This is a genomic window from Williamsia sp. SKLECPSW1 (assembly GCF_054332755.1).
Map to the genome: position 1 here is coordinate 303,247 of NZ_JBTGLI010000001.1, position 23,174 is coordinate 326,420.

25 protein-coding genes, 1 tRNA gene and 1 other RNA gene are annotated in these 23,174 nt (G+C 69.3%); 11 read left to right on the forward strand and 16 right to left on the reverse strand.

What is annotated here, in order from left to right:
• Nucleotides 1–6 precede the first annotated feature (6 nt).
• Entirely contained in the window at nt 7–1,431 is a 1,425-nt protein-coding gene (locus ACXVUM_RS01480; RefSeq protein ID WP_458520117.1) for a DEAD/DEAH box helicase, read from the reverse strand.
• Nucleotides 1,432–1,776: 345 nt separating this feature from the next.
• Between ACXVUM_RS01480 and ACXVUM_RS01485 the strand changes: the two genes are divergently transcribed.
• On the forward strand, nt 1,777–2,121 hold the full coding sequence (locus tag ACXVUM_RS01485; protein ID WP_458520118.1) for a histone-like nucleoid-structuring protein Lsr2: 345 nt from the start codon (nt 1,777–1,779) through the stop codon (nt 2,119–2,121).
• 70 nt (nt 2,122–2,191) lie between these two features.
• Here the strand turns inward: ACXVUM_RS01485 and ACXVUM_RS01490 are convergent.
• The 3 genes from ACXVUM_RS01490 to pgm form a co-directional block, all read right to left on the reverse strand.
• A tRNA-Ala gene (locus ACXVUM_RS01490) sits at nt 2,192–2,264 on the reverse strand.
• A gap of 63 nt (nt 2,265–2,327) precedes the next feature.
• Nucleotides 2,328–3,068, reverse strand: coding sequence for a DsbA family protein (locus ACXVUM_RS01495; RefSeq protein ID WP_458520119.1), 741 nt, complete (start codon nt 3,066–3,068; stop codon nt 2,328–2,330).
• A gap of 55 nt (nt 3,069–3,123) precedes the next feature.
• Entirely contained in the window at nt 3,124–4,764 is a 1,641-nt protein-coding gene (gene pgm, locus ACXVUM_RS01500) for a phosphoglucomutase (alpha-D-glucose-1,6-bisphosphate-dependent) (protein WP_458520120.1), read from the reverse strand.
• Between the two features lie 83 nt (nt 4,765–4,847).
• Here pgm and ACXVUM_RS01505 point away from each other — a divergent pair, with 83 nt between their 5' ends.
• Both ACXVUM_RS01505 and ACXVUM_RS01510 read left to right on the forward strand, forming a co-directional pair.
• The gene (locus ACXVUM_RS01505; protein WP_458522750.1) at nt 4,848–5,489 is read left to right on the forward strand and encodes an alpha/beta fold hydrolase; all 642 of its coding nucleotides are present in this window, start codon (nt 4,848–4,850) and stop codon (nt 5,487–5,489) included.
• A complete protein-coding gene (locus tag ACXVUM_RS01510) occupies nt 5,486–6,814 on the forward strand; it encodes an alpha/beta hydrolase (RefSeq protein ID WP_458520121.1) in 1,329 nt (442 codons plus the stop codon). Before ACXVUM_RS01505 ends, ACXVUM_RS01510 begins: the two co-directional genes overlap by 4 nt.
• A gap of 61 nt (nt 6,815–6,875) precedes the next feature.
• Here the strand turns inward: ACXVUM_RS01510 and ACXVUM_RS01515 are convergent, their stop codons facing one another.
• From ACXVUM_RS01515 to smpB, 3 genes are all read right to left on the reverse strand, one after another.
• A complete protein-coding gene (locus tag ACXVUM_RS01515; RefSeq protein ID WP_458520122.1) occupies nt 6,876–7,724 on the reverse strand; it encodes an aldo/keto reductase in 849 nt (282 codons plus the stop codon).
• 172 nt (nt 7,725–7,896) lie between these two features.
• Nucleotides 7,897–8,264, reverse strand: a transfer-messenger RNA (tmRNA) gene (gene ssrA / locus ACXVUM_RS01520).
• A gap of 78 nt (nt 8,265–8,342) precedes the next feature.
• Nucleotides 8,343–8,816 carry an SsrA-binding protein SmpB gene (gene smpB / locus ACXVUM_RS01525; protein ID WP_458522751.1) on the reverse strand — a complete coding sequence of 158 codons (474 nt, stop codon included), beginning with the start codon at nt 8,814–8,816 and terminating at the stop codon, nt 8,343–8,345.
• Between the two features lie 99 nt (nt 8,817–8,915).
• Between smpB and ACXVUM_RS01530 the strand changes: the two genes are divergently transcribed.
• Nucleotides 8,916–9,467 (forward strand): N-acetyltransferase family protein, encoded by a 552-nt coding sequence (locus ACXVUM_RS01530; protein ID WP_458520123.1) that lies wholly within the window; start codon nt 8,916–8,918, stop codon nt 9,465–9,467.
• Here the strand turns inward: ACXVUM_RS01530 and ftsX are convergent.
• From ftsX to ACXVUM_RS01560, 6 genes are read right to left on the reverse strand one after another with little or no spacing between them, the layout of a single operon-like run.
• Nucleotides 9,452–10,357, reverse strand: coding sequence for a permease-like cell division protein FtsX (gene ftsX, locus ACXVUM_RS01535; RefSeq protein ID WP_458520124.1), 906 nt, complete (start codon nt 10,355–10,357; stop codon nt 9,452–9,454). The genes ACXVUM_RS01530 and ftsX overlap by 16 nt on opposite strands.
• Complete coding sequence (gene ftsE / locus ACXVUM_RS01540) at nt 10,357–11,043, reverse strand: cell division ATP-binding protein FtsE (protein WP_458520125.1); 687 nt, start codon at nt 11,041–11,043, stop codon at nt 10,357–10,359. Before ftsE ends, ftsX begins: the two co-directional genes overlap by 1 nt.
• Nucleotides 11,044–11,103: 60 nt before the next feature.
• Entirely contained in the window at nt 11,104–11,565 is a 462-nt protein-coding gene (locus ACXVUM_RS01545; RefSeq protein ID WP_458520126.1) for a hypothetical protein, read from the reverse strand.
• Nucleotides 11,562–12,527, reverse strand: a complete 966-nt coding sequence (locus tag ACXVUM_RS01550) for a mechanosensitive ion channel family protein (protein ID WP_458522752.1) — start codon at nt 12,525–12,527, stop codon at nt 11,562–11,564. Before ACXVUM_RS01550 ends, ACXVUM_RS01545 begins: the two co-directional genes overlap by 4 nt.
• Before the next feature lie 35 nt (nt 12,528–12,562).
• Nucleotides 12,563–13,678, reverse strand: a complete 1,116-nt coding sequence (prfB, locus tag ACXVUM_RS01555) for a peptide chain release factor 2 (RefSeq protein WP_458520127.1) — start codon at nt 13,676–13,678, stop codon at nt 12,563–12,565.
• A gap of 60 nt (nt 13,679–13,738) precedes the next feature.
• Nucleotides 13,739–14,206 carry a hypothetical protein gene (locus tag ACXVUM_RS01560; RefSeq protein ID WP_458520128.1) on the reverse strand — a complete coding sequence of 156 codons (468 nt, stop codon included), beginning with the start codon at nt 14,204–14,206 and terminating at the stop codon, nt 13,739–13,741.
• Here ACXVUM_RS01560 and hisN point away from each other — a divergent pair.
• Together hisN and ACXVUM_RS01570 are read left to right on the forward strand one after the other, a co-directional pair.
• Nucleotides 14,205–14,990, forward strand: a complete 786-nt coding sequence (gene hisN, locus ACXVUM_RS01565) for a histidinol-phosphatase (protein ID WP_458520129.1) — start codon at nt 14,205–14,207, stop codon at nt 14,988–14,990. The genes ACXVUM_RS01560 and hisN overlap by 2 nt on opposite strands.
• 68 nt (nt 14,991–15,058) lie before the next feature.
• On the forward strand, nt 15,059–15,721 hold the full coding sequence (locus tag ACXVUM_RS01570; protein WP_458520130.1) for an MBL fold metallo-hydrolase: 663 nt from the start codon (nt 15,059–15,061) through the stop codon (nt 15,719–15,721).
• Between the two features lie 27 nt (nt 15,722–15,748).
• Here the strand turns inward: ACXVUM_RS01570 and ACXVUM_RS01575 are convergent, their stop codons facing one another.
• Entirely contained in the window at nt 15,749–16,201 is a 453-nt protein-coding gene (locus ACXVUM_RS01575; RefSeq protein ID WP_458520131.1) for a DUF2752 domain-containing protein, read from the reverse strand.
• A gap of 188 nt (nt 16,202–16,389) precedes the next feature.
• On the opposite strand from ACXVUM_RS01575, the gene ACXVUM_RS01580 reads away from it, so the two are divergent.
• Together ACXVUM_RS01580 and ACXVUM_RS01585 are read left to right on the forward strand one after the other, a co-directional pair.
• Nucleotides 16,390–17,757, forward strand: coding sequence for an acyl-CoA dehydrogenase family protein (locus ACXVUM_RS01580; RefSeq protein ID WP_458520132.1), 1,368 nt, complete (start codon nt 16,390–16,392; stop codon nt 17,755–17,757).
• Nucleotides 17,758–17,796: 39 nt separating this feature from the next.
• Nucleotides 17,797–19,014: an acyl-CoA dehydrogenase family protein gene (locus ACXVUM_RS01585; protein ID WP_458520133.1), complete on the forward strand. Its 1,218-nt coding sequence runs from the start codon at nt 17,797–17,799 to the stop codon at nt 19,012–19,014.
• A 72-nt stretch (nt 19,015–19,086) separates the two neighbouring features.
• Here ACXVUM_RS01585 and ACXVUM_RS01590 read toward each other — a convergent pair whose 3' ends face one another.
• Complete coding sequence (locus tag ACXVUM_RS01590; RefSeq protein ID WP_458520134.1) at nt 19,087–20,514, reverse strand: MFS transporter; 1,428 nt, start codon at nt 20,512–20,514, stop codon at nt 19,087–19,089.
• 108 nt (nt 20,515–20,622) lie between these two features.
• Here ACXVUM_RS01590 and ACXVUM_RS01595 point away from each other — a divergent pair, with 108 nt between their 5' ends.
• The 3 genes from ACXVUM_RS01595 (at nt 20,623) to ACXVUM_RS01605 (ending at nt 22,684) form a co-directional block, all read left to right on the forward strand.
• Entirely contained in the window at nt 20,623–21,210 is a 588-nt protein-coding gene (locus ACXVUM_RS01595) for a TetR/AcrR family transcriptional regulator (protein WP_458520135.1), read from the forward strand.
• A 337-nt stretch (nt 21,211–21,547) separates the two neighbouring features.
• On the forward strand, nt 21,548–21,883 hold the full coding sequence (locus tag ACXVUM_RS01600) for a transglycosylase family protein (RefSeq protein ID WP_458520136.1): 336 nt from the start codon (nt 21,548–21,550) through the stop codon (nt 21,881–21,883).
• Between the two features lie 201 nt (nt 21,884–22,084).
• Nucleotides 22,085–22,684 (forward strand): TetR/AcrR family transcriptional regulator, encoded by a 600-nt coding sequence (locus ACXVUM_RS01605; protein ID WP_458520137.1) that lies wholly within the window; start codon nt 22,085–22,087, stop codon nt 22,682–22,684.
• Nucleotides 22,685–22,709: 25 nt separating this feature from the next.
• Here the strand turns inward: ACXVUM_RS01605 and ACXVUM_RS01610 are convergent, their stop codons facing one another.
• Nucleotides 22,710–23,168 (reverse strand): MaoC family dehydratase, encoded by a 459-nt coding sequence (locus tag ACXVUM_RS01610; protein ID WP_458520138.1) that lies wholly within the window; start codon nt 23,166–23,168, stop codon nt 22,710–22,712.
• Nucleotides 23,169–23,174 lie beyond the last annotated feature (6 nt).

Sequence of the window (23,174 nt, forward strand, 5' to 3'; positions counted from 1 at the left end):
GGGCGATCAGGCCGTGCGGGACCGGCCCGACGACTGGCTCCGACCCCGACCGGCTCCGCCGGTCCGACCGGAACCCCCGGCGGCGCCGGAGCGACCCGAACCGCCCGAGCGTCCCGCACCGGCGGAACGTCCCGTGCCGGCGCCCGCGCGTGCTGAGCCGCCACGTCCGCCTCGTCGGCGGCCGGGTGCGCGGGAGGCCCCGCCCGAGGCCGGACGCGACTGGGTGTGGACCTGCGTGACCGGCGGCGGCGCGATGCGCTCCGCCTGTTCGCCGACGAGGTCGGCCAGGACGGCCGAACCCGCGGTGACCGGTGTGATGTCGACCCGGATCCCGGCGCGACGCAGCAGTTTGGTCAGGTCGCTGCGCTGTTCGGGCAGGGCGATGGTGACGACGTCGCCGGAGGCGCCCGCGCGGGCCGTGCGCCCGGAGCGGTGCAGGTAGGCCTTGTGCTCGGCAGGCGGGTCGACGTGGATGACGAGCTCGACGTCGTCGACGTGGACACCGCGGGCGGCCACGTCGGTGGCGACGAGGACGCGCACACTGCCGTCGCCGAATGCGGCGAGGTTGCGGTCCCGAGCTGCCTGCGACAGGTTGCCGTGCAGGTCGACGGCCGGGATACCCGACGCGGTGAGCTTCTTCGCGAGCTTCTTGGCCTGGTGCTTGGTGCGCATGAAGAGGATGCGGCGACCGGTGCCGCCGGCGAGGGCCTCGACCACATCGGTCTTGGTGCCGGTGTCGGCGACCTGGAAGACGTGGTGGGTCATGGCCTCGACGGGCGAGTGGGCCTCGTCCACCGAGTGCGACACCGGGTTCTGCAGGAACCGCTTCACCAGTGCGTCGACACCGTTGTCGAGGGTCGCCGAGAACAGCAACCGCTGGCTGCCGCGCGGGGTGCGGCCCAGGATCCGGGTGACCACCGGGAGGAACCCGAGGTCGGCCATGTGGTCGGCCTCGTCGATCACGGTGATCTCGATGTCGTCGAGGGTGAGGTGGCCCTGGCCCATGAGGTCCTCGAGCCGACCCGGGCAGGCGACGACGACGTCGACCCCGCCCTGCAGGGCGTCGACCTGACGCTTCTGGTTCACGCCACCGAAGATGGTCGTGGTGCGGAGTCCGACCGCGCTCGCGAGCGGGTCGATGACCGCGGCGATCTGGGTGGCCAGCTCGCGGGTGGGTGCGAGCACCAACGCCCGGGGGCGCCCACGCCGACGGACGGGAGCCGCGCCGTCGGCGGCGATGCGGGCGACGAGCGGGATGGCGAAGGCGAGCGTCTTGCCCGACCCGGTGCGGCCACGCCCGAGCACGTCCCGGCCCGCGAGGGAGTCCGGGAGGGTGTCGGCCTGGATGGGGAATGCCTGTGTCTTCCCCTCGGCGGCGAGTACCGACACGAGCGGTGCGGGCACGCCGAGAGCAGAGAAATCTGTCGTCATGATGAGAAAGCCTTTCCGGCGCGCCACCGATGACGCGCATCGCCCGACATGAGATCGCGGGCGGAGATGATCTGCGTTCAGCGTACGCGACGACACCGACTTCTCGGGACTCGCGCAAAGTCGCGTACGACACACCGCATGCCGTATGACGACTGCAAGTGGCGCACCGAACGATTCGTCTGACACATTCCTGTACATATGTGGAGACGTCGACGAACGCTTTTCTCGGACATTTTTCATGCGACACGGTGCGTCATTGATCAGACATGATTGCCCTATTCTTGATCGTCATCTAATGTTTTGTCCCGAGCAGTCCGAGCTGTCAAGAAGGGAATTGGTACACACATGGCCAAAAAGCAGATCGTGCAATTCATCGACGACATCGACGGGAAGGTGCTCGAGGAGTTCGAAACCGTCCGTTGGTCTCTCGACGGGAAGCAGTACGAGTTCGACACCTCCCCGAAGCACGCGCAGCAGTTCCGCGATTCGTTGGAGAAGTACGTCGAGGCGTCGCGCGCGGTCAACGGTCGACGAGGAGCCCGCCGCGCTGCGGCCAACGGCAACGGCGGTACCCGCTCGAAGGAGCAGACCCAGGCCATGCGCGACTGGGCGAACAACAACGGTTTCACCGTCAGCAACCGCGGCCGGATCCCGATCGAGGTCGTGGAGGCGTTCGAAGCCGCGCACTGACGCACGCAGCCCGGACAGACGACGACGGCCGGTTCTCGAGATCCTCGAGAACCGGCCGTCGTGGTGTGGGTGGAGCTAAGGGGACTCGAACCCCTGACCCCCACACTGCCAGTGTGGTGCGCTACCAGCTGCGCCATAGCCCCGTACGCCTCGCGGCGACCCGACCGAAATTACACCACCGCTTCGACGGCGACCAAATCCCCGGATCAGCTCGAGGAGTTGTCCGACAGCAGGGTGGTCAGCCAGCCCGGACCGGCCAGCACGTTCGGGACGGGCTTGCCCTCGCTGAGAACGGTGGGGGTGCCGGCCTGCCCGCCCAGCGCCTTGCTGAGCTGGGTCAGCGACTGCTTCGCATCGGCCTTCGCCGCGTCGACGCGGGCCCCGGAGGAGATGCACTGCTGCGTCTGCGGTGACGCCCCGACCGATCCGGCCATCGCCGCCAGTTCGGCGTTGTCGGGGTCGTCGCCACCCTCCTCGGGCTGCTTGGCGAACAATTCGGTGTGGTACTTCAGGAACTGATCGGCACCACCCGCCTGCGCGACACAGAGTGCCGCTCCCGCGGCTCGCGACGAATAGTCACCCGATCCCGAGTTGCGGTCCAGGAAATTGAGGATGTGATACCGGACGCGCAACTTCCCCGCATTCGCGGCGTTCACCATCGCCTGTCCGGATGCCTGTTCGAACTCCTTGCAGTACGGACACTGGAAATCCTCGAACACGTCGATGGTGTGCGGGGCGTCGGCCTTGCCGATGATCAGACTCGCGTTCTCCGCGAGGACCGCCTGATCGGCACTGCCCTTGGTGCGCTGACTGTTCCAGATGATCCCGCCGATGACGACGACGGCGATGACGACGATCGCGACCCCGGCGAGGAGGTAGGTGGCCCGGCTCGAGGTGCGACTGGGCTGATACTTCGCGCTCACGCGGGGACGACGGGATTCGCTCACGCCCGATACGGTAACCCCGCCCGACTGAGAACCGCCTGAGGGTACGCGCCGTCGATCAGCCCTGCAGAGCGGCGTCGACCAGCGCCTGCGCCTCGTCCTGGACCGTGGCGAGATGGTCGGCGCCCTTCATCGACTCCGCGTAGATCTTGTAGAGGTCCTCGGTGCCCGACGGGCGGGCGGCGAACCAGGCGTCGTCGGTGACGACCTTCAGGCCACCGATGGGTGCACCGTTGCCGGGCGCTTCGGTGAGGACCGCGGTGATCGGTGCACCACCGAGCGTGTCGGCGGTCACCTGCGACGCGGACAGCTTCGCGAGCACCGCCTTCTGCTCCCGCGACGCCGGTGCGTCCCGGCGGGCGTAGACGGGGTCACCGAAGCGCTCGACGAGGTCGGCGTAGTGCTGCGACGGGGACCGACCGGTCACCGCCAGGATCTCGGCGGCGAGCAGCGCCATGATGATGCCGTCCTTGTCGGTGGACCACACCGATCCGTCGCGCTGCAGGAACGACGCCCCCGCGCTCTCCTCACCGCCGAACGCGATGTCGCCCGACAGCAGTCCGGGGACGAACCACTTGAACCCGACGGGCACCTCGATCAGCCGGCGACCGAGGGCCGCGACGACCCGGTCGATGATCGACGAACTCACCAACGTCTTGCCGACGGCGGCGGACGCACCCCAGCCGGGCCGGTGGGTGAACAGGTAGTCGATGGCGACGGCGAGGAAGTGGTTCGGGTTCATCAGACCGGCGTCGGGCGTGACGATCCCGTGCCGGTCGGCGTCGGCGTCGTTGCCGGTCGCGATGTCGTAGGAGTCGCGCGCCGCGATGAGAGACGCCATCGCGTTCGGCGACGAGCAGTCCATCCGGATCTTGCCGTCGGTGTCGAGGGTCATGAACCCGAACTGGGGGTCGACGGTGGGGTTGACCACGGTCAGATTCGCCAGGTTGTACATGAAACCGATCTCGGCCCAGTAGCCCACCGAGGCACCGCCGAGCGGGTCGGCGCCGATCCGGACGCCGGAGGATCGGATGGCCTCCATGTCGAGCACCTGCGACAGGCTGTCGACGTAGGTGGTGCTGAACGGGTACCGGATGACGAGGTCGTCGGTGATCGCCCGCTCGAACGGCACCCGCGCCACCGCACCGACGCCGGAGCGCAGGAGTTCGTTGGCGCGGATCGCGATCGCCGAGGTGATGTCGGACCCGGCGGGGCCGCCGTCCGGCGGGTTGTACTTGAACCCGCCGTCCCGCGGCGGGTTGTGCGACGGGGTGACGACGATCCCGTCGGCGCGGTCGTCGTTCGCCGCGTTGTGCACGAGGATGGCGTGGCTGACGGCGGGGGTCGGGGTGTGCCGCTCCATCTCGTCGATCGCGACGGTCACACCGGCCGCGACGAGGACCTCGACGGCGGTCCGCCACGCAGGTCGAGACAGGGCATGGGTGTCGAAGCCGATGAACAACGGGCCGGTGATCCCGGCACCGCGCCGGTGCTCGACGATCGCCGCCGTCGTGGCGATGATGTGCGCCTCGGTGAAGGCGCCGTCGAGGCTCGACCCGCGGTGCCCGGACGTCCCGAACACGACCTGCTGGACGGGATCGTCGGGATCGGGAACCGTGGAGTAGTACGCATCCTCGAGCGCCGCGATGTCGACGAGATCCTCTGGGAGTGCCGGTTGTCCGGCTCGGGGGTGCGCCACCGCTGCGATTCTGCCAAATCGGACCGGCATTAGTCTCGACAGACCGGACACGGACCGCCCGGCAGGGAGAGGAGAACGTCGTGATGTCGCACGCACCGTCGGCACTCGTGCTGGTCCTGCCGGGTGGCACGGACGTCAGTCGCGCACCGTTCTCGTGGCGATCGCCGTCGGCGCTGCGCATGTATCCGTTCACCGCGAGCATGGCGATCCGCTTCGGCCGTCGTGTCCGCGTCCGCCAGGTCGCCTACCGCTTCTACGGCTGGAACGACGACGCCGACCCCCTCGTCCCCGCCCGGGAGGCCCTCGACCGCCTCGCCGCGAGTGCGCCGGGTGTCCCCGTCCATCTCGTCGGCCACTCGATGGGCGGACGGGTCGCCGCGCACCTCGCGGCCGATCCGCGGGTACACGGGGTGTTGGCGTTGGCGCCGTGGTGGCAGCACGCGGACTGGCGGCTCATCCACGACGGGGTGCGCGTCGTCGCGATGCACGGCACCGCCGACACCCGCACCTACGCCACCCGGACGGAGAAGGGCGTCGGCGAACTCCGGGCGCGCGGTCTCGACGCCACGTATGTCCCCGTGGCCGACGGCGGTCACGCCATGCTCGATCACGTCCTCGACTGGCAGCGCGCCGCACTCGACTTCGTCGGCGCCGCACTGGACCGCGTCGGCACCGGCGTGGCCGACGACGCGTCGCCTCCGGTCCGCGGTCCGGTGTCACCGTGAACCCGGGATGGACCTACATCCCGCACACGGGAGGGTCCCTCTTCGACGTCCGGCTGCTGCACGGCTGGTTCCCGATCGCCGTCTCGGTGATCACGGCGCTGCTGGTGCTGGCGGCGGTCCTCCGGCGGTCCAAGCGGTGGGGTGTCTTCTGGCTGCCGATCGGCGCCGTGGCCGGCGCGATCGCGGCGGTGACGCTCTTCGGTGTCCTCGACGCCCGGGGGCTGCAACCCGGGTCTGCGCCCACCTCGTTCTGGGTGTGGACCGCGGTGGCCGTCGGACTCGTCGTTGCGGCCGTGATCGGCGTGCGGACCGCGCGGTGGTGGCAGAACGGCGTGACCGTCGTCGCGGTGCTGCTGTGCGTGTTCTGTCTCGCGCTGAGCGTCAACCAGTGGTCGGGGTACTACCCCACCTTCAGTCGCGCCTGGGCCGGCATCGCGAACGACCCGCTGCCGCACGAGACGACACCCGATCGGCTGAACACCTTCCGCAACTCCCCCGCCGCGGCGAAGCAGGGACGGATCGTGCCGATCGACGTGCCGAACCGCCTCAGCGGCTTTCGTGCACGCACCGAGTACGTCTACCTCCCGCCGGCGTGGTTCGTGGGCGCCGAACCCCCCGCATTGCCGGCCGTGGTGATGATCGGCGGGGTCATCAACACACCGGAGGACTGGGTCCGCAGCGGCGAGGCGTTGCAGACCGTCGACGCCTACGCCCGCGACCACCACGGCGTGGCACCGATCCTCGTGCTGGTCGACCCGTCGGGGAACCTCACGAACGACACCGAATGCGTCGACGGGCCCCGCGGCAACGTCGACACCCACATCACCGACGAGGTGCGGCCCTACGTGATCAGTCGCTTCGGGGCGTCTCCGCATGCACGCAACTGGGCCGTCGTCGGCTGGTCGATGGGGGGCACCTGCGCGATCGACCTGGTCGTCCGCCATCCCGACGACTTCGCGACGTTCGTCGACATCTCGGGCGACATCGGACCGAACGTCGGCGACAAGCAGTCGACGATCAAGGCCCTGTACGGCGGCGACGCAGAGGCGTGGAACCAGTTCGACCCGACGACCGTCATGCGTGCGCACGGTCCGTACGACGGCGTCGCGGGATGGTTCATCTCCGAGGGGCGGCGCGGCCGTGACGGCCAGCTCCACTCGCCGCAGATCACCGCGGCGAAGCAACTCGCCCAGGTCGCCCGGTCCGTGGGTGTCACCGTCACCGAGCGCTACGAAGTCGGTTCGCACACATGGTCGTTCGCCGCACTCGCCTGGGGCCAGGTGATCGCCTGGCTGCACGAACGGATCGACGACCCCGTCATCTGACGGGGTCGCCGATCGTCGCGTCCGGGATGGGTCGGTCGAGGATGGGCCGGTCCGGGATGGGTCAGTCGGGGATGTAGTCGAACGTGTCGGGGTTGGGTCCGGTGCGGCCGTCCTCGCCGCCGTCGAGCTTGTCGAGCGCGGTCAGGTCGTCGTCGGTGAGGTCGAAGTCGAAGATGTCGAAGTTGTCCTTGACGCGGCTCTCGGTCACCGATTTCGGGAAGACGATGTTGTCCCGCTGGATGTGCCAGCGGAGCACCACCTGCGCGGTCGACTTGCCGACGCGCTCGGCGATCTCGGAGATCGTCGCGTCGTCGAGGACCTTGCCCTGGGCGATCGGCGACCACGCCTCGGTGGCGATCCCGTGGTCCCTGCCGTAGGCGCGGGCGGTGTCGTTGGTGAAGTAGGGGTGCACCTCGATCTGGTTGACCGCCGGCACGACGTCGGTCTCGGCGGCGAGCCGGTCGAGGTGGTCGGGCTGGAAGTTGGAGACGCCGATCGACTTCGCGCGCCCCTGCTTCTGGAACTCGATGAGCGTCTGCCAGGTCGAGACGTAGTCGCCGTCGTACCGGGTCGGCAGCGGCCAGTGGATGAGGAACAGGTCGACGTGGTCGACGCCGAGCTTCTCGAGGCTCTCGTCGAACGCCTTCCGCGCGTCGTCGGGGCGGTGGAAACCGTTGTTCAGCTTGGTGGTCACCCAGATGTCGTCGCGGGCGACGCCGCTGTCCCGGATGCCCTGTCCGACCTCACGTTCGTTGCCGTACATCTGGGCCGTGTCAATGTGGCGGTACCCGGTCTCGAGCGCGAGGCGAGTGGCCTTCGCGGTCTCCTCCGGCTCGATCTGGAACACACCGAAACCGAGCTGCGGGATGCTGCGGCCGTCGTTGAGGGTCAGGGTCGGGACAGATGCCATGAGGCGTCCTCCTCGTGTCGTCGCGCTCGGCCCGAGTCTCGGGCCGACAGTGGTTGCAACAGGCCCCCGGGGGTCCGGCATTCCGACGCCGTCTGCCGGACATCGCCGACGGTGCGGACACGCCGGAACCAGAAAAGCCGCCCACCTGCGGTGATGCAGGTGGGCGGCTCAGTGGTGGAGCTGCCGGGAATCGAACCCGGGTCCTTCGTCGTGTCAGCAGGGCTTCTCCGTGCGCAGTCCGCTCTGTCTCTACTCGGATCTCCTGGTCATGCGGACGAGCCAGGATGACGATCCCAGTCGCTGTTGGATGTCCCGTCCATCCCCGCGACCGGGATGGACGGTGAGCTCCCTGGATGATGCCGGTACCCGGGGCGGGAGCACACCCGGGCCGACAGACTCACACTCGCTCAGGCGGCGAGTGCGAAGTCGCGCTGATTGGAATCGGCGCTTAATTGGTTGCTACGACGCTTACGGTGGTCTCTAGCCTGCACCGGCACGCTTCCCCTACATCGACGCACGCAGTCGAAACCGTTCAGCCCCGTGTAGGACCTGCCGCGATCTCTCACGACAGGCACTCGATCATAACAAGACACGAGGGCACGATCATCCCTCTTTCGGTCAGCTCATGCCCTTCACGCGTCGCCCGAGTTCCCGGATGACGTCGCGGCGTGCGTCCCGCTCGGCGATGTCGCGGCGCTTGTCGTGCGCCTGCTTGCCGCGGGCGAGCGCGAGTTCGACCTTCACCTTGCCGTCGGAGAAGTACATCGACAGCGGGACCAGCGTGAGGTTCTGGGTCTGCAGCGTCCCCACCAGACTGTCGATCTCCTTGCGGTGCAACAGGAGTTTGCGGTTACGGCGGGGCGCGTGGTTCGTCCAGCTACCGCTGCCGTACTCCGCGATGTGCAGACCGCGCAACCACACCTCGCCGTCGTCGATGGTCGCGAACGCGTCGACGAGGGACGCCTTGCCGTCGCGGAGCGCCTTCACCTCGGTGCCGACGAGGGCGATCCCCGCCTCGTAGGTGTCGAGGATCGTGTACAGGTGGCGCGCCTTGCGGTTGGTCGCGATGGCCTTGCGGCCCTTCTCCTTCACCACGGTGCACCTCCTGACGGTTCTCGCGACGCGGTTGCGGTCGACGGTCCAGCCTACGCAGGGACGAGCCGCGCCGACGAATCCTTTAGCATCCGAACCGTGTCCGTCACCGACGTCGTCCCTCTCCCCGACCTGCGCGCCGCGACCCCCGAGGACGCACCCGCGATCGTCGACCTGCGCGACGGGCTCGCACGCTGGCTCGCCGCGACCGGCGTGAACCAGTGGCAGGAGGGCGAGATCACCGTCGAGGACGTCGCCGCGGGCACCCGCCTCGGCGAGTGGCACGTCGCCGAGGTGGACGGCCCCGAGGGCTGCAGGGAGGTCGTCGCGTGTGTGCGGCTCGCGTGGTCGGACCCCGACTTCTGGGGTGACGACGACGCGCCGGCCGGATACGTCCACGGACTGATGGTCCGTCGTGACCACGCCGGCCACGGGTGGGGCCGGGCGCTGATCGAATGGGCCGCCGACGCGACCGCAGCGGCCGGACACGACCGCCTGCGTCTGGACACCGCCGCACACAACACGACGATGGTCGACTACTACCGCTCGCTGGGGTTCCGGGTGCTGCGCGAGGCGGACCTGCCGGCGCGGTTCGGTCGCGACATGCGCATCGTGCTGTTCGAGCGTGCCCTCGGTCAGATCCGCACGTAGAAGCGCAGCGTCGCGTACCCGGTGACCGTCGCGAGCCCCAGACCGGCCAGCAGCAACCACGGCGACACGAACACGACGTCACCCATCGTGATGCGCGCCAGGATGTTGACGCCGTAGAGGTCGCCGAGGGCTCGGTCGAAGAACAGGACCTTCGCGGCGAACAGCCCGGCGATCGCGATGACCGACCCGACCACGGCGGAGACGACGGCCTCGAGCAGGAACGGCAGCTGCGTGTACCACCGGGTCGCACCCACCAGGCGCATGATCCCGACCTCCGTGCGCCGCGTGTACGCGGCTATCTGGACCGTGTTCGCGATGAGCAGCACCGCGGCGAACGCCAGCACCAGCGCGATGGTGAACGCGGCGTTCCGGGCGCCGTCGAGCACGCTGAAGATCCGTTTCACCAGTTCCCGCTGGTCGAGGACGCCGTCGATGCCGTCGGCGGTACGGAACTCGTCGAGCACGGGCCCGAACCGGTTGGCGTCGGAGACGCGCACCTTGAACGACGCCGGCAGCGTGTTCTCGCGGATCATCGACGCGATGTCGGGGTCGTTGGCGAACGTCTTCGTCTTCGCGTCGCGGAACGCCTCGGCACGGTCGATGTACTGCACCGACTCGACGCCCTGGGTCTGCTCGATCCGGGTCCGCAGCGCCGCGCACGGGTCGGCGCGGCACTCGGGATCGGCGTCGGCGACCTGATCGGAGATGAAGAACTGCATCTCGACACGGTCGAGGAAGATGTCGCGGCTCTTGTCGGCCATCTGCACCACCAGCAGGCCGCCGCCGAACATGGCGAGCGTGATGGCGGTGGTGAGGACCATCGCGGCGAACATGGTGACGTTGCGGCGCAGTCCGTTGAGGACCTCGCTGACGATGAAGCTCGCGCGCATCAGCCGACCCCGTAGACGCCGCGCTGGTCGTCGCGGACGAGGCGGCCGAGGTCGAACTCGAGAACCCGCCGACGCATCGCGTCGACGATGTGGCGGTCGTGGGTGGCCATCACGACCGTGGTGCCCCGACGGTTGACACGGTCGAGCACGTCGACGATCTCCTCACTGGTGGACGGGTCGAGGTTGCCGGTGGGCTCGTCGGCGAGCAGCAGCAGCGGTCGGTTCGCGATCGCGCGGGCGATGGCCACACGCTGCATCTCGCCACCCGACAGCTCCGTGGGCATGCGATCGGCCTTGCCCGACAGGCCGACGTAGTCGAGCACCTCGGGCACCACCTTCTCGATGGTCGAGCGCGGCTTGCCGATCACCTCGAGGGCGAACGCGACGTTGTCGGCGACGGACTTCTGCTGGAGCAGGCGGAAGTCCTGGAACACACATCCGATGGACTGCCGCAGCTGCGGCACGCGTCGGCTGGGCAGCTTCGTCACGTGGAAGCGACCGACGTGGATGTCGCCGCTGGTGGGCTTGTCCTCCTTGAGCAGAAGGCGGAAGAAGGTCGATTTCCCGGAGCCGGACGGCCCGATGAGAAAGGCGAACTCACCCTTCTCGACCTCCAACGACAGCCCCTGCAGCGCCGGTCTCCCGGAGTTCTTGTACTTCATCGTGACGTTGTCGAGGCTGATCACGGCGGCCAGTGTAGCCACGCGTGCGGGCGCGCCCGGGGACCCGGAGGGCCCCCGCGCGCGTCACCGTGCGGGTGTCGTCGTCGGTGTCTGGCCGGGGATCTGCAGACCCGGGATCGGCGGGAAGCGCAGACCGCCGGTGGTCGTCGTCGGCGCGGTCTGCGTCGGTCCCGACCCGCCGTCCGGCGAGGTGGTCGAATCGCTCTCGCGCGAGGTGGTCGAGGGAGTCGACGGTGTCGACGACACCGACCGTCGGGTCGACGACCGGGTCGTCTCCGGCACGTAGTCCTGGGTCGTCGTCGGAGTGAACCGCGGGGCGTTGCGGGCACGGTCGGCGTCGACCGAGGCGTAGTGGTCCACGCGTTGGCCGTACAGCGCGAGCAGACCGATGAAGACGACCACCATGACGGCGGTCGTGGTCCGCACCCGCCCGCCGAGGATGTGGCGAGGGATGCGGGACCACAGCGTCCGCTTGTGCTCGTGTGCGGTCGGGGTCGTCGACGGCTTCTGGTCGTCGGGGCTCATCGGGTCTGCCTCGAGGGGGTGTCGGCGGCGGGGGCGTCGGGGTCGATGCGCTTCTCACCGACACCGGACGGGGTCATCGCACCGGTCTCGATGTCTCCGCCGTTCGCCAGGGCGATGCCGGCCCGACCGAACGACCGGATGACCCGGGCCCGCAGGTCGCGACTGACCTCGAACTGCTTGCCCGGCAGGGTTCGTGCGACCAGGCGGACGGTGAGGTTGTCCAGTTCGACGTCGGTGACACCCATCGATGTCGGCTCGTCGAGCAGCAGCGGGCGCATCCGCGGATCGGCGAAGGTCTGTTTCCCGACCGAGGCCAGCAGCTCGGTGACGCGGCTGATGTCCGCACCGACGGGCAGCGGGATGTCGACGACCGACCGCGCCCAGTCCTTGGACAGGTTGATGGCCTTCACGATCTGGCCGTTGGGGACGGTGATGACCTCGCCGTCGGAGGAGCGGATCTTGGTGATGCGCAATGTCACGTCCTCGACGGTGCCCTGTGCCGTCTGCACCGATCCGAGGATCGCGAGCTCGACGACGTCGCCGAACCCGTACTGCTTCTCGGTGATGATGAAGAAGCCGGCCAGCAGATCCTGGACGACGCGCTGCGCGCCGAAACCGAGTGCGGCACCGAGAACCGTTGCCGGCGCGACGAACCCGGTGATCGGGACACCGAGCGCCTTGATGATGTTGAAGGCGGCGATGATGTACACGATGACGATCGCGACCCAGGCGACCACCTGGGCGAGGGAGTGACGGTGTTTCGCCGACTCCGATCGCACGAGCTCGTCGCTCTCCTGGAAGCTCCGGTCGATGCGGCCGGTGATCTTCGCCGTCGTCCACTGGATGAACCGGGTCAGGATCATCGCCCCGAGCACGAACAGGACGATCTGCAGACCCTGCAGCGACAGGGCGCGCACGAGACGGTCGCTCCCCGGCGGTGAGCCGACCGCGAGCACGAGAATGTCGTTCACGTCTCCCCCTCAGCCCACTGCGATCGTCAGTTCTCGCCGGACGCCATGCGCCAGCGGATCCCCGACTCGATGAATCCGTCGATGTCGCCGTCGAGCACCGCGGACGGGTTGTTGACCTCGTACTCGGTCCGCAGGTCCTTCACCATCTGGTACGGGTGCAGGACGTAGGACCGCATCTGGTTGCCCCAGCTGGATCCGCCGTCGCCCTTGAGCGCGTCCATCTCGGCCCGCTCCTCCTGGCGCTTGCGCTCCAGCAACTTCGCCTGCAGGACGCGCATCGCGGCGGCCTTGTTCTGCAGCTGACTCTTCTCGTTCTGGCAGGTGACGACGATGCCCGTCGGCACGTGGGTCAGACGCACCGCGGAGTCGGTGGTGTTCACCGACTGGCCGCCGGGCCCCGACGACCGGTACACGTCGACCCGCAGGTCGTTCTCGTCGATGTCGATGTGGTCCGTGGTCTCGACGACCGGCAGCACCTCGACCTCGGCGAACGACGTCTGGCGGCGGCCCTGGTTGTCGAAGGGGCTGATCCGCACGAGTCGGTGCGTCCCCATCTCCACCGACAGCGTCCCGTACATGTAGGGGGCCTTCACGGCGAACGTGGCCGACTTGAGCCCGGCCTCCTCGGCGTAGGAGGTGTCGTACACCTCGACGCCGTAGTGGTGCTTCTCCGCCCAGCGGACGTACATGCGCATGAGCATCTCGGCCCAGTCGGCGGCGTCGACGCCACCGGCCCCCGAGCGGATGTTGACGAGCGCGTCCCGCTGGTCGTACTCGCCGGCCAGCATGGTCTTGACCTCCATGGCCTCGATGTCGGCCCGCAGCGACCCGCGCTCGGCGTCGGCGTCGGCCAGACCCGCGGTCCGCGCGTCCCCCTCCTCGTCCTCGGCGAGTTCGTAGAGCACCGGCAGATCGTCGAGGCGGCTGCGCAACTCGCTGACACGACGCAACTCGGTCTGGGCGTGGGACAGCTCCGAGGTGACCTTCTGCGCGTTCTCCTGGTTGTTCCAGAGTTCGGGGTCGGCGGCCTCGTGCTCGAGTTCGTCGATGCGACGGGTGAGCTCCTCGAGGTCGAGGACCTTCTCGACCGTCGTGAGGGTCGCGTCGAGGTTCTCGATGTCGGTCTGGACGTCAGGCTGCACGGTGGACCAGGCTACTTGCTCCGGGAGGACGTTCTGACCGGCGGATCGGGCGGCCGCACCTCACGCGGCGGGTGGGACCTCGAGGGAGCCGAATCGCCAGCTGGTCTCCGCCTTGCCCGGCTTGTAGACCACCGGCATGTCGGTGCCGACCTTGGGCCACGGCGAGTTCGCACCGAGGACGAGGTGGCCGTAGACGTCGGCGGGCGCGGTGTCCGGTCCGATGATGGTGCCCGAGACGGTGCAGAACATGTCACCGTTCTTGTCGCCCTGCTCGGCGGGGTCGGACACACCGGTGACCGTCAGGGTGCCCTCGACGAATCCGGCGCTGCCGCCGCCGAACAGTCCACCGAGCACTCCACCTCCGGCGGCACGTCCGTTCGCGCCGCGCCCGCCCGCGCCGCGTCCCCGCTGCCACTGCAGGATGAGGGCGACGAGCAGCACGGCGAACATGATCGTGAACGCGATGGACAGCACCGCCGACCTCCTCTCGCACGCCCGGTTCGGCGTGTCTTCTACCGTACCGGGCATGCCCTCCACCCCGGATGACCTGCGGCTCGCGCTGCACCTCGCCGACGTCGCCGACGCGATCACCCTCCCCCGCTTCGGCGCGCTCGACCTCCACGTGGACGCCAAGCCGGATCTGACGCCGGTGTCCGACGCGGACCTGGAGGCCGAACGTCGGCTCCGCGACGAGCTCGGTCGATCGCGTCCCGACGACGCGCTCCTCGGTGAGGAGTTCGGCGGCGACGCGGTGCTGCGGGGACGGCAGTGGGTGATCGACCCGATCGACGGGACCAAGAACTTCGTGCGCGGCGTGCCGGTGTGGGCCACGCTGATCGCCCTGGTCGAGGACGGCACACCGACCGTCGGCGTCGTCTCGGCGCCCGCCCTCGGTCGACGGTGGTGGGGGGCGGCCGGCGCGGGCGCGCACACCCGCGGCCCCGACGGCGCCGAGCGCGCGACCACCGTCTCCGCCGTCGCTGAGCTGTCCTCGGCGAGCCTGTCGTTCGCGAGCCTGAGCGGGTGGGCGGACCGCGGTCTGCGTGAGCAGTTCCTCGCACTCACCGATGCGGTGTGGCGGGTCCGTGGTTACGGCGACTTCTTCCACTACTGCCTCGTCGCCGAGGGAGCGGTGGACATCGCCGCCGAGCCGGAGGTGTCACTGTGGGATCTGGCCGCCCTCGACGTGCTCGTGCGTGAGGCCGGCGGCACCTTCTCCGCCCTCGACGGGACCCCCGGACCGCACGGCGGCAGCGCACTCGCCACGAACGGACTGCTGCACACCGACGCCCTCGGCGCGCTCCGACCCTGAACCCCGACGGGGTGAGGCGCTCTCACCGTCCGTCGGCGCCGCGCGCCCGGCGTGGCTACGCTGCGATCATGCGCGTCACACACTTCGGACACTCCTGCATCCTGGTCGAGATCGACGGCACCACAGTCCTGTTCGACCCGGGTGTCTTCTCCGACGGATTCGCCGGGATCACCGGACTCGACGCCATCCTGATCACCCACCAGCACGTCGATCACGTCGACGTGGACCGCCTGCCCGATCTCGTCGCGGACAACCCCGACGCAGTGCTCTACGCCGATCCGCAGACCACCGAGCAGCTCAACGGCGACTCGGTCGCCGGCACCTGGACGGCCGCGCATCCCGGCGAGCAGTTCTCGATCGGCTCGGTCACCGCGCGGATCCGCGGCGGCAGGCACGCCGTGATCCATCCCGACCTGCCGCAGATCGACAACGTCGCCTATCTCCTCGGCGACGACGCGAACCCCGGCGCGCTCATGCACCCCGGCGACGCACTGTTCGTCCCCGAGGAGGACGTCGACGTGCTCGCCATCCCGACCGCGGCGCCGTGGATGAAGCTCAGCGAGGGCGTCGACTTCCTGCGCGCGATCGCCCCGCGGGTCGCGTTCCCCATCCACGAGGGCGTCCTGTCCGACGGCGGTCGCGGTGCGTACATGTCGATGCTCGAGGGCCTCAAGGGCGCGGACACCGACTGGCGCACGCTGCCGACGGAGAACGCGCTCGAGATCTCCTGACGCCCGGCGTCTCCCGACCAGCCCGGGTCAGGTGACGGCCGGGAACCATCCGGTGCCGACGGCGGCGTCGACCGCCCGCGCCACTCCGTAGACGAGCCACACGGCCACCACCGCGTACACGACCCGACTGCGGGCGACCACGACCAGCACATGCGGTCGGGTGGGGGCCACCACGCGCAGCACGACCGCGATCAGCACCGTCGCCGCGACGAACAGCATGCTGACCGGACCGAAGAGGTTGTCCGCGAGAGCTGTCGAGAAATCCCCGTGTGCGAGGGCCACCCAGCTGCGGGTCAGCCCGCATCCCGGGCAGGGCAACCCGGTCGCGAGACGGAACGGACACAGCACCGGCCCGCCGTCCACCGTCGACACCGGGATCGCGAACGCGGCGGCCACAACACCGCCTCCGACGAGGGTCGCGACGGTCGTCGACGACAGCCGTGGCGCCGCTGTGGCCGTCGGGCCCCTCGGGATCGTCATGACGGAGAGATTAGGGGATCGCCCCAGGTCGCGGGCGGTTCGCCCGGCTGGTGAACACACCGTTCACCTGGGGGGTGACATCGTCCTTACCACTCGGTAAGATCGAACTTACCGCTGAGTAAGATCGGCGTTCGGCACTCGCAGCCGACAACTCCATGTCCGTCGATTACCGAACCGTTAGGTGACACATGTCCACTCACACCGAGCCCCGCGACACCTCCGCGGTGGGCAAGGCAGCCCCCAAGCAGAACGCGATCGGAGTCGCGATGCGCGTGCTGAGCACGATCACCGGCTCGGACCTGGCCGAACGCTTCGGCCTGCGCGAGCCGATCAACCGGGTCGCGTTCCAGGGCACCAAGTCCGGCTTCCAGACCCTCGGTGCCGCAGGCCGGGCCTTCAAGTCCGTGCAGGGCGGCGGCCAGCCCAAGCGGCTGAGCACACCGGGCAAGGACTACTTCAACCTGCGTCCCGACGACGAGCAGCAGATGATCGCCGACACGGCGAAGGAGTTCGCCGAGGAGATCCTCCGCCCGGCCGCACACGACGCCGACGAGGCCGCCGTCGCCCCGGAGGAGCTGTTGACCCGCTTCGCCGAGCTGGGCATCACCACCATCAACGTGCCCGAGGAGTTCGACGGCGCCGCCTCCGAGCGCGGCGTCGTGACCAACGGACTCGTGGCCGAGGCCCTGTCCTACGGCGACATGGGGCTCGCGCTGCCCCTCCTCGCCCCCAGCGGTGTGGCCTCGACCCTCACCCAGTACGGCAGCGACGGGCAGCAGAAGACGTACCTGCCCGACTTCGCCGGCGAGGAGGTCCCCCAGTCCGCGGTGGTCATCGCCGAACCGCGTGCCCTGTTCGACGCGTTCTCCATCACCACCCGCGCGACCCGCACCCCGAGCGGCTACAAGCTCGACGGCGTGAAGTCCTTCGTGCCCGCAGCCGGGTCGTCGGAGCTGTTCATCGTCGGCGCCCAGCTCGACGGTCGGCCGGCACTCTTCATCGTCGAGTCCGACTCCGAGGGCCTCGTCGTCGAGGCGGACCCGGGCATGGGCGTCCGCGCCGCCGGGATGGGGCGCCTGCTGCTGAACGGCGTCCGCGTGCCCAAGGCCGGTCTGCTCGGCGAGGAGGAGGGCGACGCCGCGTTCGCCGCCTACCGCGACGTCGTGCGGCTCTCGCGTCTCGGCTGGGCGTCGCTGGCCGTCGGCACCTCGCAGGCCGTCCTCGACTACGTCGTCCCCTACGTCAACGACCGCGTCGCGTTCGGGGAGCCCATCTCCAACCGTCAGGGCGTGGCCTTCCCCGTCGCCGTGATGGCCACCGAGCTCGACGCCCTGCGTCTGGTCACCCAGCGCGGCACCTCCCGTGCCGAGCAGGGCCTGTCGTTCGCCCGCGAGGCCGCGCTGGCCCGGAAGCTGGTGTCCGACAAGGGTATGCAGATCGGCTCGGACGGCGTGCAGCTGCTGGGCGGTCACGGGTTCACCAAGGAGCACCCCGTCGAGCGCTGGTACCGCGATCTGCGTGCCGCCAGCATCGGCGAGGGCATCGTCGTCCTCTGACCCCCACTCCCCCGTTCCTTCCTCGAAAAGAGAGACATCATGGCCATCAATCTCGAGCTCCCGAAGAAGCTCCTGGTCACCGTCGACCAGGCCCACCAGGCCGCGTCGAACATCTTCCGACCCATCTCCCGCAAGTACGACCTGCGTGAGCACGACTACCCCGTCGAGCTCGACACCCTCGCGAGCCTCTACGACGGCCTGTCCGAGGCGGGCCAGGCCGGTGCCGGCGCCGACGGCGGACGCAAGCAGCCGCAGAAGGAACTGCCCGCGGGTGCCGTCGCCAACGGCGGGAACATGCAGGCCTGCCTGAACACCATGGAGGTGTCCTGGGGTGACGTCGGCCTCGTTCTGAGCATGCCCTTCCAGGGCCTCGGCAACGCGGCGATCTCGGCGGTCGCCACCGACGAGCAGCTGGCGAACTTCGGCAAGGTGTGGGCCGCCATGGCCATCACCGAGCCCGGCTTCGGCTCCGACTCCGCGGCGGTGTCCACCACGGCCGTCCTCGACGGCGACGAGTACGTCATCAACGGCGAGAAGATCTACGTGACGGCCGGCTCGCGCGCGACGCACATCGTCGTCTGGGCGACGGTGGACAAGAGCGCCGGACGCGCCGCCATCAAGAGCTTCGTCGTCCCGCGGGAGCACCCGGGCGTGACGATCGAGCGCCTCGAGCACAAGCTGGGCATCAAGGTCTCCGACACCGCGGCGATCCGCTTCGAGAACTGCCGCATCCCCAAGGAGAACCTCCTGGGTTCGCCGGAGGTGGACACCAAGAAGGGGTTCGGCGGCGTCATGCAGACGTTCGACAACACCCGTCCGATGGTGGCCGCCATGGCCGTCGGCGTGACCCGTGCCGCGCTCGAGGAGATCCGCCGACTGCTCGAGGAGGCCGGTGTCGAGATCGACTACGACAAGCCCGCGCAGTCGCAGCACGCCGCGGCCGCGGAGTTCATCCGTCTCGAGGCCGACTTCGAGGGTGCCTACCTGCTGATGCTGCGCGCCGCCTGGTTGGCCGACAACAAGGAGCCGAACTCCAAGGAGGCGTCGATGTCGAAGGCGAAGGCCGGTCGCACCGTCGTCGACGTGACCACCCGCGCGGTGGAACTCGCCGGCACCTTGGGCTACTCCGAGCACCTGCTGCTGGAGAAGTGGGCACGCGACTCGAAGATCCTCGACATCTTCGAGGGGACCCAGCAGATCCAGAACCTGGTGATCGCACGTCGCGTGCTGAACAAGAGCAGCGCCGAGCTGAAGTGACGGACGGCGCCACCGGCGCCCACGGCGACGGCCCGGACACCCTGCGGTGTCCGGGCCGTCGTCGTCGGTGGGTCAGACCGCGCTGAGTTCCTCCTCGACCGCCGCGGGGACCGGCGAGCGCAGCACGCGCCCGGGCTGCGTCACCGCCATCAACCCGATCCCGGCGAGCATCAGGCCGGTCGACACCCAGAAGGTGGCGCGGACCCCCGAGGTGAAGACGTCCGCAGCCGATCCCGCGACTCCGGCGGTGGCGGCACCGAACACCGAGACCAACACGGCGAGCCCGAGCGCACCGCCGAGCTGCTGGACCGCGTTCACCATCCCCGACGCCGCGCCCGCGTCTGCCGGGTCGACGTCGTGCAGTGCGGCGGTGGTGAGCGAGAAGAACGCCAGTCCGCCACCGAATCCCACCAGGACCATCGCGCCGACGAACTCGCCGTAGACCGACGTCGGGCCGATCGTGGTGAGCCAACCCGTGCCGGCGGCGGCGAGTGCGAACCCGACCATCAGCAGCGGACGGGGGCCGATCCGCGTCGACGCCCACCGCGCGGAGAGCTGCGTGGCGGTCAGCGTCGCCATCGTCATGGGCAGGTAGGCCAACCCGGTGGTCAGCGGGCCGAAGCCCAGGACGTCCTGCATGAACTGCGTGAGGAAGAACATCATCCCCACGAACCCGGCGACCATGAGCAACCGACCGGCGTAGGCCGACGAGCGACCGAGGTCGGCGAAGATACGCAGCGGCGTGATCGGTTGTGCGGCACGATGTTCGGCGACGACGAATCCACACAACGCTGCGACACCCACCGTGATCGGGACCAGGGTCGACGCTGCCGTCCACCCCGCCTCGGCCGCGCGGACGAGGCCGAAGACCAGTGCCCCGACGCCGCCGGTGGACAGGACGGCTCCGGCGAGATCGAACGGTCGCCGCTCCCGCTCCGTGGCGGGCAGCGCGATCATCCCGGCCACCAGCACCGCGACTCCGATGGGCACGTTGACGAACATGACCCACCGCCAGTCCAGCCACTGCACCAGCATCCCGCCGGCGACGAGGCCGATCGAGAAGCCGCCGAGTGAGACCGCGGTGAACAGCCCCAAGGCCCGTGCCCGGTCCGCGGGCTGCGGGAAACGGGTCATGAGCAGGGCCAACGCCGCGGGCGCGGCGATCGCCGCCCCGACACCCTGCACCGCGCGGGCGGCGAGCAACACCGAGGCGTCGGTCGCGACGCCGCCGGTCGCCGATGCGATCGCGAACAGCGCGACACCGGTCAGGAACGTCCTGCGACGACCGAGGATGTCGCCCATGCGGGCACCGAGCAGGAGCAGACCACCGAAGGTGAGCGTGTAGGCGTTGAGCACCCAGGACAGCGAGGCGGGCGAGAACCCCAGTGCGCGTTGGATGTCGGGCAGTGCGACGTTGACGATGGTGGCGTCGACCACCACCATGAGTTGGCATCCCAGGACGGCGGCGAGCACCAGGGACGACGAGGGACGAAACGACATGAGTTCTCCCAGAGATGGACGGGTAGACTCGGACCGAGAAACGGAAGCTTCCTCCGGATACGATACGGAGGCACCCTCCGCTTTGCAACCGCTGGGAGGTACGACGCCGTGACGACGTCGAGGACAGGCACCCCGCGCCGGGCACCGCGCGCCGACGCGGTCCGCAACCGAGCGCGCATCGTCACCGCCGCCCGCGACCTGTTCGGCTCGGACGGGACCGAGGTGGCCCTGGAGCGCGTCGCCGAGGCCGCCGGCGTGGGCATCGGGACGCTGTACCGCAACTTCCCCAGCCGAGAGGCACTCGTCGAGGCCGCCTACCGCGTCCAGAGCGAGGAGATCGTCGAGGCCGGCCACCGGTTCGCCGACACGCTCCCCCCGGACGAGGCGCTCACCGCGGTGTTGCGCGAGTACCTGCGCACGGCCGCGGTCAAGCGCGGGATGAAAGAGGTCATCCTGGCCCAGCTCGGCGCCGACGCGCCGGTCTTCCGCGACGTGGGAACCGCCACGCGGGAGATGATCGGCCGCATCCTCGACGCCGGCCGCGCTGCCGGACAGCTTCGCCCCGACGTCGACACCGAGACCGTCTCCCGACTGATCGGCGGACTGTCGATGACGGCGACACACGACGGGGACCCGGCGGTCGCCGAGACGATGATCCGTGTCGTCATCGACGGTCTCCGACCGCCGTCGCGGTGACGACGAGCGTGTCCGGGGCCACAGAAACCACGTGTGTTGCATCACCCGCCCCGGACGGTCGTTCGCGACGCTCGTGATCCCGACTCGCCGTGATGCGCAGGGACGACGGTGTTGTCGCGTGTCGTGATCTGTTCGTGATCAGCCCGTGACTGACGATCCGCGCGATGTGACCGGCCCGGGGGCCTGTTCGTAGTGTCGCCGACGGCTCGCGACCGACCCGGGGATCACCCCGGACGCCACGGTCGCGACGACCGTCCGGAACACGTCGGACGGGAGAGACGAAGACGTCCGTCCGCAGATGCCCATGAGGCGTCCGCGACGGCATGGAGGTACTCGTATGAGCACCACACTGAAGAAGCTCGCCCTGCGCGCAGGTATGACCGGCATCCTCGCCGCGGCCCCGCTGGGCGTCATGGCCGGTACCGCCAACGCCGAGGGCGGTCACAACTGGGACGCCGTCGCACAGTGCGAGAGCGGCGGCAACTGGGCCATCAACACCGGCAACGGCTACTACGGCGGCCTGCAGTTCACCCAGAGCACCTGGCAGGCCAACGGCGGCACCGGCAGCCCGGCGAACGCCAGCCGCGAGGAGCAGATCCGCGTGGCCGAGAACGTGCTCGCGTCGCAGGGCGTCGGCGCATGGCCGGTGTGCGGCAGCAACCTCTACAGCTGACACACGGGCCGAGCGCCCTCGGCCTCACCGGCTGACCCGGACCCGGCACCGCGCGGCGGTGCCGGGTCCGCTCATCCGTGAGGCACAATGTGTGCAGATGAAAGTTTGCGGCCACCCGCTGCACCTGGTTTACGTACGGTAGCTATTGTCAAACACGACCACCGGCCTCGAAACGGTCGGCGGGAAGGGTGGTTAATCACTGTGGAGAGCACACGTCGCGCGACCGTCGCGCGGGGAACAGGGCGCGACGTCCTGCTGGATGCGACCCTGAAGCTCATCGGCGACCGTGGTCTCCACGCGATCACCCTGCGCGAGGTCGCAGGCGCCGCCGGGCTGTCGCTCGGGTCGACGACGTATCACTTCGCCGATCGCGACGCGCTGCTGATCGCCGCGCTGAGCCGCTTCGCCGACTCGGTCACCGACCACTGCGACAAGGCGATCGCCGCGGCGCACTGGGACGGCCTCTCCGGGCGTGACGTCATGTCGGCCGTCATCGCCGACCTGAACGACGTCTACGGCGACACCACGCGCATGCTCGCGCAGCTGGAGACCTACACCGAGGCAGCGCGCAACGTCGACGTCGCCGCGATCGGCGCACGCGTCCTCGACGCCTACCGTCGACTCCTCACCCATGCGTTCACGGCCGCGGGGGTCGCCGCCGACCAGATCCCCGCCCGGGTCGATCGCGTCCTCGTCTACACCGACGGCCTCGCGGTGCAGAGCGCCGCCAAGGGTGCCCCGTGCACCCTCCCCGACGACGCGTCGTCGGTGTTGTGGCTTCTCGCCACGACCACGGTCTGACGATCGGCCCACGGGCCGCCGCGGCCTAGAACGCGACGCGCGAGATCGTCTCCGCCACCACGGACGGCTTGGCGGCGTCGCGCACGGTGACCGTCTGCGTCACGACCATCTGCACCGCACCGTCGGCCAGTTCCTCCGCGGACGTCAACGTCGCGGTCAGCTGCACCTCGGACCCGACGAGGACCGGCGAGGGGAATCGCACCTTGTTCGAGCCGTAGTTCACCGCGAACTTCGCGTTCTCGACGGAGTAGACCTGCCACGCGAGCATCGGCACCAGCGACAGGGTGAGGTAGCCGTGCGCGACCGGGCCCCCGAACGGACTCTCCTTCGTCGCACGCTCGACGTCGACGTGGATCCACTGGTGGTCTCCGGTCGCGTCGGCGAACTGGTTCACCCGTTCCTGGGTGATCGTGAGCCAGTCGCTCGATCCGAGTTCCTCGCCGACGGCCGCGAGGATGTCCGATGCAGAGGTGAAGACGCGCATGGAGGA

Coding starts and splice junctions, on each gene's coding strand:
- ACXVUM_RS01485 (WP_458520118.1), top strand. CDS start 1,777: ATGGCCAAAAAGCAGATCGTGCAATTCATCGACGACATCGACGGGAAG.
- ACXVUM_RS01545 (WP_458520126.1), bottom strand. CDS start 11,565: ATGAGCCCCGACGACCAGAAGCCGTCGACGACCCCGACCGCACACGAG.
- ACXVUM_RS01610 (WP_458520138.1), bottom strand. CDS start 23,168: ATGCGCGTCTTCACCTCTGCATCGGACATCCTCGCGGCCGTCGGCGAG.
- ACXVUM_RS01600 (WP_458520136.1), top strand. CDS start 21,548: ATGAGCACCACACTGAAGAAGCTCGCCCTGCGCGCAGGTATGACCGGC.
- ACXVUM_RS01590 (WP_458520134.1), bottom strand. CDS start 20,514: ATGTCGTTTCGTCCCTCGTCGTCCCTGGTGCTCGCCGCCGTCCTGGGA.
- ftsX (WP_458520124.1), bottom strand. CDS start 10,357: ATGCGCGCGAGCTTCATCGTCAGCGAGGTCCTCAACGGACTGCGCCGC.
- ACXVUM_RS01505 (WP_458522750.1), top strand. CDS start 4,848: ATGTCGCACGCACCGTCGGCACTCGTGCTGGTCCTGCCGGGTGGCACG.
- hisN (WP_458520129.1), top strand. CDS start 14,205: ATGCCCTCCACCCCGGATGACCTGCGGCTCGCGCTGCACCTCGCCGAC.
- ACXVUM_RS01575 (WP_458520131.1), bottom strand. CDS start 16,201: ATGACGATCCCGAGGGGCCCGACGGCCACAGCGGCGCCACGGCTGTCG.
- ACXVUM_RS01560 (WP_458520128.1), bottom strand. CDS start 14,206: ATGCCCGGTACGGTAGAAGACACGCCGAACCGGGCGTGCGAGAGGAGG.
- ACXVUM_RS01585 (WP_458520133.1), top strand. CDS start 17,797: ATGGCCATCAATCTCGAGCTCCCGAAGAAGCTCCTGGTCACCGTCGAC.
- ACXVUM_RS01570 (WP_458520130.1), top strand. CDS start 15,059: ATGCGCGTCACACACTTCGGACACTCCTGCATCCTGGTCGAGATCGAC.
- ACXVUM_RS01480 (WP_458520117.1), bottom strand. CDS start 1,431: ATGACGACAGATTTCTCTGCTCTCGGCGTGCCCGCACCGCTCGTGTCG.
- ACXVUM_RS01515 (WP_458520122.1), bottom strand. CDS start 7,724: ATGGCATCTGTCCCGACCCTGACCCTCAACGACGGCCGCAGCATCCCG.
- ACXVUM_RS01580 (WP_458520132.1), top strand. CDS start 16,390: ATGTCCACTCACACCGAGCCCCGCGACACCTCCGCGGTGGGCAAGGCA.